The sequence below is a fragment of the Photobacterium sp. OFAV2-7 genome, assembly GCF_022347985.1.
Classification (GTDB): domain Bacteria; phylum Pseudomonadota; class Gammaproteobacteria; order Enterobacterales; family Vibrionaceae; genus Photobacterium.
Map to the genome: position 1 here is coordinate 1 of NZ_JAKRFQ010000135.1, position 7973 is coordinate 7973.

The 7973-nt window shown below is 47.1% G+C and carries 10 protein-coding genes; 7 read left to right on the plus strand and 3 right to left on the minus strand.

Going from position 1 to position 7973, the window contains the following annotated elements; all coding sequences use genetic code 11:
- Window positions 1-505: CHAD domain-containing protein (locus tag MHN01_RS09775; protein ID WP_239411180.1), on the minus strand; the 505-nt coding region annotated here is incomplete at its 3' end.
- 310 nt (window positions 506-815) lie between these two features.
- Here MHN01_RS09775 and hppD point away from each other — a divergent pair.
- On the plus strand, window positions 816-1892 hold the full coding sequence (hppD, locus tag MHN01_RS09780) for a 4-hydroxyphenylpyruvate dioxygenase (protein ID WP_239411181.1): 1077 nt from the start codon (window positions 816-818) through the stop codon (window positions 1890-1892).
- Between the two features lie 91 nt (window positions 1893-1983).
- On the opposite strand, the gene MHN01_RS09785 is transcribed toward hppD, so the two are convergent.
- Window positions 1984-2883, minus strand: coding sequence for a LysR family transcriptional regulator (locus MHN01_RS09785; protein WP_239411182.1), 900 nt, complete (start codon window positions 2881-2883; stop codon window positions 1984-1986).
- 103 nt (window positions 2884-2986) lie between these two features.
- Between MHN01_RS09785 and MHN01_RS09790 the strand changes: the two genes are divergently transcribed.
- Both MHN01_RS09790 and MHN01_RS09795 read left to right on the plus strand, forming a co-directional pair.
- Complete coding sequence (locus tag MHN01_RS09790) at window positions 2987-3295, plus strand: monooxygenase (protein ID WP_239411183.1); 309 nt, start codon at window positions 2987-2989, stop codon at window positions 3293-3295.
- A gap of 18 nt (window positions 3296-3313) precedes the next feature.
- Window positions 3314-3694 (plus strand): hypothetical protein, encoded by a 381-nt coding sequence (locus MHN01_RS09795; protein WP_239411184.1) that lies wholly within the window; start codon window positions 3314-3316, stop codon window positions 3692-3694.
- 66 nt (window positions 3695-3760) lie between these two features.
- Here MHN01_RS09795 and MHN01_RS09800 read toward each other — a convergent pair whose 3' ends face one another.
- Window positions 3761-4807: a Preprotein translocase subunit SecY gene (locus MHN01_RS09800; RefSeq protein ID WP_239411185.1), complete on the minus strand. Its 1047-nt coding sequence runs from the start codon at window positions 4805-4807 to the stop codon at window positions 3761-3763.
- A 424-nt stretch (window positions 4808-5231) separates the two neighbouring features.
- Between MHN01_RS09800 and MHN01_RS09805 the strand changes: the two genes are divergently transcribed.
- From MHN01_RS09805 to MHN01_RS09820, 4 genes are all read left to right on the plus strand, one after another.
- Window positions 5232-5687 carry a thioesterase family protein gene (locus tag MHN01_RS09805; RefSeq protein WP_239411186.1) on the plus strand — a complete coding sequence of 152 codons (456 nt, stop codon included), beginning with the start codon at window positions 5232-5234 and terminating at the stop codon, window positions 5685-5687.
- A 267-nt stretch (window positions 5688-5954) separates the two neighbouring features.
- Complete coding sequence (locus MHN01_RS09810; RefSeq protein WP_239411187.1) at window positions 5955-6608, plus strand: hypothetical protein; 654 nt, start codon at window positions 5955-5957, stop codon at window positions 6606-6608.
- Between the two features lie 10 nt (window positions 6609-6618).
- The gene (locus MHN01_RS09815) at window positions 6619-7317 is read left to right on the plus strand and encodes an ABC transporter ATP-binding protein (RefSeq protein ID WP_239411188.1); all 699 of its coding nucleotides are present in this window, start codon (window positions 6619-6621) and stop codon (window positions 7315-7317) included.
- Window positions 7305-7973: ABC transporter permease (locus tag MHN01_RS09820; RefSeq protein WP_239411189.1), on the plus strand; the 669-nt coding region annotated here is incomplete at its 3' end. The genes MHN01_RS09815 and MHN01_RS09820, both read left to right, overlap by 13 nt.

Sequence of the window (7973 nt, forward strand, 5' to 3'; positions counted from 1 at the left end):
TTTCCATTTCGGCCAGCAAGCCTTTAATGAGAGTACATTGTTGTTCATAGTTTTCTGTTTTCAGCCATTTCTTTAGTTCCTTGAAAGCTTTTTGCCGTTCGTCTTGCAGCTCGTCGATAAACCGGATCAGCCCCTGATGATGAGAGTGGTCCAGGCAGACAAAATATTCATCCATCTTGAACAGAAAAACATCGAGATCCCTCAGGAGATTGGTCTTTTGCATCATGGTTTTGAGTTCATTGTTGAGCATGGCTTTTTGGCGGGGCTCGAACAAGGCCTTGAGCAAGCTGATTAGCGTCCTGCAACGGCGAAGGGCTACTCGGTACTGGTGAAGAAACTCGATATCATCGTCACGGATAATACCTTTTTCATGCCGTAATGCATGGAGATATTCATTATTGAGAAAATGGAAAGTGGGTAAGTATATTTCAGCTGAGGCCGACAGCTTTATTTTAGGGCTAACTCTTTTGGGTAGTTTTAGCTGGTCTCTCTTATTAACGTTCATTCCTTCACCTCTTTAACAAAGCTTAGTAGTTGTTGCTGAGGAATGGCGTAAAGCTTTCGAAACTGCTAGCTGGGTTGCAAAAAATATAAATAATCTTGTTACCAATATTAGCTGGCAACTTTTTACTCTTTACCTTGCTCAAGACTTAAGTTGCATATTGTCAATCTGAGTTTACGAAATTGATTTACATTTGTGTAACATCTTTTGCCCGGAAAATGTCTCATCATTTCGTTAGAAATGCTAATCCTATTAGTAAGCGCCGGATCTCCTGAAACACGGCAGCTGAAGACATACAGTGAGGATAATACGGATGAGCAAGATGATTGATAATCCAATGGGCACGGACGGCTTTGAATTTGTGGAATATACCGCGCCGACCCCAGAGGGTATCGCAAATTTGAAAAACCTCTTTCGTTTAATGGGGTTTGCAGAGATCGCCAAGCATAAGCACAAGTCGGTGTGGCTGTACCGACAGGGCGATATTAATTTTATTGTTAATGGTGAGGCTCATTCTCAGGCATCAGGTTTCGCTGGTATACACGGTGCCAGTGTGAATGCCATGGCGTTTCGCGTGGCTGACTCTACTCAGGCACTTGCTTATGCGGTTGAGAAAGGGGCCACGGCGTGTGCGCCTCAGGCGGGACCGATGGAGCTGAACATACCTGCTATCTATGGTATCGGTGAATCCCTGATTTACCTGGTTGATCGCTATGGCGAGCATGATATATACGAAATTGATTTTGACTACTATCCGGATTACAAAGAACGGATGGCGGCATTGGACGCCGGGCTGGAATATATCGATCATCTTACCCATAACGTCAAGCGCGGTAATATGGATTTGTGGGCAAGTTTCTATGAAAAAATTGCCAACTTCCGTGAAATACGCCACTTCGATATCAAAGGTAAAATGACCGGTTTGCTCTCGCGGGCAATGACGGCACCGTGTGGCAAAATCCGGATCCCAATTAATGAGTCAAGTGATGACAAGTCCCAGATTGCCGAGTATCTGGACCAATACAATGGTGAAGGCATTCAGCATATTGCCCTGAGTACCGAAAATATCCTGGCGACAGTCGAAAAGCTCAAGCAGGGCGGGCTGGGGTTCATGGATACGCCTGATACCTATTACGAGGGCATTAACAAGCGTGTTCCCGGTCACCATGAAGATGTGGCCAAGCTGAATGAGCTAAAGGTTCTGATTGATGGTGATGAGACCGGTATCTTGCTGCAAATATTCACCGATACCGTGATAGGACCTGTCTTCTTTGAAATTATTCAGCGTAAAGGGAATGAGGGCTTTGGTGAAGGTAACTTCCAGGCACTGTTTGAGTCTATTGAACTGGACCAGATCCGTCGCGGTGTGTTGGATGCCACCGATAAGTAATGGCAGTTGAGATTAACTGTTGCGTTGGGCAGGCGGATAGCAATCCTCCTGCCCAATGTGTTTTTGGAAATAGCATTATTAGCCAACCCGATTAGCTGTCAAGACGCTTTGAAGCGTGGGTGAGCAGAAGAGCGTACAGATCGCGTGCGGCCGGTCCGGTTTTGGCACCTTTGGGCTGGGTAATATGCAGCGGTACCTGGTAGCGCTGTGCTCCTTCAATTGACAGCTTCACGATATCATCACAATTCATCTCGTTGACCATATGCTCAGGCAGACGGCAAAACCCCAAACCGCTGACAACAGCGCGCCAGGCATGGTCAAAATTATCTACAGTTATGCGCTGCTGGGATTTAAGCCAACCAACGTTTTGCTTTTCCTGCTCCGGATCGACGCCAAGATCTCTGATGACGATTTGGGTTTCGGTAGTCATGTCACCGAAACAAAGATTGTCCTTTTGTGCCAGTGGATGCTTTTTGGCTGCAACGGGCACCATAGTAACGACACCGAAGGCATCTGCCGGATAATTGATAACTGGAAGATTGATAATAGCCACGTCGGATTTCTCTGAGGCTACAGCGTCGGTGGTACCTGAAAGGGACGTTTCAATCACTTGAACAGAGGTATTTTTGTTTTGTGCGAAAAATTCGGATAAGGGCTGATATAGCCATTCCCTACAGCATAAATGATCGATTGATACCGTGATTTCAGACTCTACCCCCATGGATAGCTGGCTACTGATTAGTTCAAGATCACGGGCCTGTTCAAGCATGGAGGTTGCTCTGCGAAGTAAAGACTGGCCATCGTCAGTCAGTACTGCTCGTCGTCCTTTTACCTGAACGAGTGAAATATCCAGTTGCTCTTCGAGTTTTCTGATCGCGTAGATCAGCGTGGTATGGCTCTTGTTTAGCTGGGTTGCAGCCGCCTGAATACTCCCCGAGCGGTTGATTTCATGCAAGGTGAGCCATTGTTCTAAGGTGGTTTTAAGTCTCATTGGTCAATTTTTTGCACAGTAAATGAGGAAACTTTGAACTTTCCTGTTCAATTTTTGCTGATTATGATTATTGCACATACCGAAGAGAGTGGAGTACTAAATTATGCGTAAGTTGCTACAGGTCGATTTTAATTTTCAGGGCCCTTTTGGTGAGGAGATGTCAGCACTGCTGAAAGAGTTGGCAGAATCGATTAATCAAGAGCCGGGAATGATTTGGAAAATCTGGACCGAGAATGCCCAGACTCAGCAAGGGGGAGGCGTTTATTTATTCGAGGATGAGCAGACTGCCTTGGCTTACCTTGAGATGCATACGGCGCGATTGCAGAAAATGGGTATTACCGACGTGAGAGGCATTGTGTTCGATATCAACGAGCCTCTGTCTCAGATTAACAAAGGCCCGATTAACCACTAATGTCTTAGGAACAATGAGATGAACAGTAAAACATTCCTGACGGTACATGCTGCAATTTATGGTGTTTTTGCACTGGCTTTGTTTTTTGTACCCGCTTTGATGTGGCCGATGTACGGCGTTGAACTCAATGATCAATACGCACTTTTTCTGTCGCAGCATAATAGTATTTTCCTGGGTGGAATCGCAGCGATCAGTTTTTTGCTTCGTGAGATTGAGCAGGGTTTAATGGCGAAAAAGTTGTTTAAGGGCTTGTTGGTTACCAACCTGCTAGGTGTCGTGATTACCTTGTATGCGTGTTTTACTGGCGTTTTTGTTGGATTTGGCTGGAGTGATCCTGTGTTTTTTGCTCTGCTGTCTTTCCTAAACTATGCACAGTACAAGAAAGTACAGCTTGTTTAATACGCTCATATATAACAAAGCCCGCAGTATCAAATACAGCGGGCTTTGATGGTTGAGGTTAAGGCCTTAGCTTTCTGTTACACCATGCCATTGGTAATGGTTATTGGGCTTTTTGCTCACAATCCCTTCCTCGAGTAGTTGCTTGAAGATGTCATCCACTTCCTCGCTGTTGATCTTAAGAAACCGGGTGACAGCTCGCTTGGTGCAGTTAACCTGGTTAGAACTCAAGGCTTCAATCGCTTTCTCATAAGGGCTCTTTGGCAGTTCGGGTTCGACTTCCTGCACTGCAGTAGGCGCGGCTCCATTACTGGTTTCCATTGTATTGGTAAGCAGCTCAGGCTCTTTGGGCTCTGCCGATTCGAACGCATCGATAGTGATAGGGTTGATGCGGCGGAATTGGTTCCTGAAACGAAGCTCTTCCCCAATTAATCCGACAAAGAAAGCTGCGAAGAAATCCAATAGCACAGACAGGAAGATGACCAAACCTAATTGTGCTGTTTGTGTTTGTACATTGAGCGACTTAGCCAAACTGTCGATAAGGCCTATGACCGATCCCTGATTGACTACCGGCAGGCTGTCTCGCTCTGATGCCAGGGCCTGTTGCTGGTTACGAAGCTGCTCATTTTCTTTCTGGATCCGGGCGACACCCGTTGCGATTCGTTCCATCTGGATATATTTTTCGGCAGCAGTATTGTTGAGCTCGATTTGTTTCTCAATCGCGTCAATTTGCATGTTGTAGGTGCTGATCTTGCTCTGCTGGACATTGACATGCCCTTGCGCCTTGTTGGTGGCACTGTTGATACCACCAACCGAGCCGCCGATAGAAATAGCAGCAAGAACGGCATAGAAGGCAAAAGCCGAGAAGGCGCCGGTATAGTTACGGCGGGCGCGGCGTTCTCCAAATTCATACCAGGCAAAGAATTTTCCCAGTTCGAAGATAACCGCGAGGCCGCCAAACAGCAGTTGCATCACAGGATCCTCGTCTATGGAGAGGAAAAGAAGCAGCGAAAAGATGATGGAAGCAAAAATGGATGCGCCGGTGAAACTGTATACCGTCCACATCGCGAACGTTCCTTTCGGGAACCGTACCGGTAGATTGTCGTTGTAAAGCATATAACAGTGTCTTTAACTATGAGCGCTATTGCTCATGTTTAACCCGTCGGTTTTAGCCGCCGGGCAATAAAAAAAGGTGGCTAAGCATACCCTAAAACAAGGTGTTAGCCCTTATAAAATAAGGCCTCCGCAGATTTTACGACGGAATTTTACACTGAGCTTTCATAACTGAAGAAAAGTTCGCCAACTGTTGGAAGCGGCTGCTGTCTAAGGCATCGTTTTGGTGCTACAAACACGACATGCTTTCATTGATTTGTTGTCGGCAAGGATTCATTACGGCAATAGGCTCAAGAAGATGTATGTTTGTGTGTTGCTATATTGTTAATTCAAAGTTAGATTAAAAGCTCTATGGCCGGACTGTAGTGAATAGAATAGTTGTTGTATCGGGCGGGACGGCATCATCACCATAACGCAAGGAGCACACATGAAAGACCTACTGAAAGGATACCCTGTTATCACTGAGATCCCGGTGGCTTGGGGAGAAATGGACGCACTTAACCACGTAAATAATGTCGTCTATTTCCGCTACCTAGAAACGGCTCGTATTGACTATTTCAGAGAGGTCGCCTTGATGGAGAAGATACAACATACAGGTATCGGCCCGGTTTTGGGTGAAACCAGCTGCCGCTACAAATTGCCGGTAACGTACCCGGACACACTTTATGTTGGAAGCCGGGTTTCTGAGCTTAAGGAAGATCGGTTCACTATGGAATATGAGATTGTCAGCAAGAAGCTCGGGGCGGTAACGACATCAGGGACAGCGAAAGTGGTCATGTTCAATTTCAAAACTAACAAGAAGGCCATCTTGTCGCCTTCGCTTATTGAGGCGATAGAAGGGATTGAGTCGCGCGTTTCAGCTGAACAGGTAACGGTCGACTAACTCTCCCTGGAACAACGGCTTCGTGACAGTTCGGGTATCGAGGCGGCAGCTATTCTGCCGCTTTGAACGCTTATCGACATCTAACCATTTCTTTCTCCAATCTTTTTCTTTGTCCTTTATACCGCTTTTCTTTCGTTATATAGCGTGACAGTTCGGTCGCGTTTTACTTCGCTTCGCTCTCTGGTTTTGCAATTTGTCGCATTGATACACGCCGTTTAGTCCCCGTGTTTACTATCGAGACAAATATCAAGGTAAATGGAGAGACACATGATTCAGATGATTGCCAAAAAGTTACGGTTGGTGTTAGTCAGCACTTTGTTATTGGTACCGAGCTTTGTCCAGGCAAGTGAAATCGAAGCCATTATCAACTTATACAATCAGGCTGCTGAAGGGGATGAAGCTAAAGTCGAAATGGTATACCAGCAACTTGAGAGCCTGATTGAGGCTGAAGGGCCAAAGCCGTTGACCATGGTTTATTTAGGCGGCACTGAAACATTAAAAGGTCGTGATGCCTGGATGCCCTGGAACAAGATGAAATATGTCGAGCAGGGGCTAGCCAAGATTGATAAGGGGCTGGATATTCTTGATGCCTATCCGCTTTCTCTTGCCGAGCAGCGGGTGATCTCTGGTATTCATGAGTACTATCTGGCACAGGCTATCTCGGCCTCAACGTTCACTCTGCTACCTGACATGTTTAACTACTTCGAGCGTGGTTACGACATTTACCTTTCTTTGCTGGAGCAGCCGGAATTTGCAAAGGAACCCTTTGCAGCGACAGCCTGGATATATGGCTTTGCTGTGCAGGCAGCAATTCGGGCTGAAGATATGCCACAGGCGAGAAACTGGCTTGCGCAAATGCAGCAGCAGGACGCCAATCATCCGCAAACGCTTAAAGCTATTGATTTGGTCAATCAGGGCTGAGGGGGGAAACATGATCCAGTTCTCTGGAATACGTAAGCAATATTGGTTGGGCAATCAAGAGGTGTGCGCACTAAATGGTGTGTCAGGAGTGATTGATAACGGTGAGATGGTGGCGCTCTGCGGGCCTTCGGGCTCGGGAAAAAGCACCCTGCTCAATATCCTTGGTTTACTGGATAGAGACTATCAGGGGGAAGTGTTGTTCGGGGAAAACACGTCAGCCTTGCAACCGGCACCGCAGTCGTCTGCTGATGCAGCGAGATTTCGCCGGAGCCAGCTCGGGTTTGTTTTTCAGCGGTTCAACCTTGTTCCTGTAATGACAGCGCTGGAAAACGTCGCCTACCCATTGCATCTCAATAGATGTTCGAAACAAGAGCAGCAACAGAAAGCAACTGAGATGCTTGAACGAGTCGGGCTGGGGAAGTGGCTTCACCATCGGCCTGATCATTTATCTGGCGGTCAGCAGCAGCGTGTTGCCATTGCACGTGCATTGGTGCATCAACCGAGCCTGGTGATCGCTGATGAACCCACCGCCAGCCTTGATAGCCAGACAGCCAATGCTGTGGTTGAGATCATGAAAGATCTTGGCCATGAAATAGGAACGACGTTTCTTATCGCAACTCATGATCCCCGTATGGCTGTGCGCTGTGATCGTCGAATTGAGTTACTAGACGGATATATCCAGCAGGAGGCAATGCGATGGGTAAGTTAACGATTAGCAAGTTGGCTGACAAAGTGATGCCTTATCACTTTAAGTTGGCGTGGCTTAATCTGCAGCGAAATAGTCGGCGTAGCCTGCTTTCCGTGATGATCATTGCAATCACTGTTTTTGCGATGACAGCCGCTGGCGGCTTTGGCCTGTATACCTATCAATCACTACAGGAATCTACTGCCCGCGATGTCGGCCACATTACCTTAAGTGTGCCGGACTATTTTGAAAAAGACGAAGAGATGCCGCTCAGCAACGGCCTGAACCATTCGCAGACTCTGATCAGCGCGTTACTGAAACACGACACTGTACGTGCCGTTCAGCCCAGGATCTATTTTACCGGGCTGGTGTCTAACGGCAGCAAGTCCGCCATTTTCACCGGAACAGGGGTGAATGATCGTGAGTTTAGCCTCAAAGGCCCTTTCCTAACGATGAGGGAAGGTAAAACACTCTCTGATGTTACTTCGAGTCGCTATGATCCGGCTGAGCCCGAAGTTATGTTGGGTGCCGATTTGGCCAACAATATGAATGTCGGAGTCGGAGACTGGATAACCCTGCTGGTCACAACCAGTGAAGGGGCGTTAAATGCTTATGACTTCAAGGTGCGTGGTCTCTATTCGACGGGTGTTCCAGAGCTAGACAAACGCCAGCTCTATATT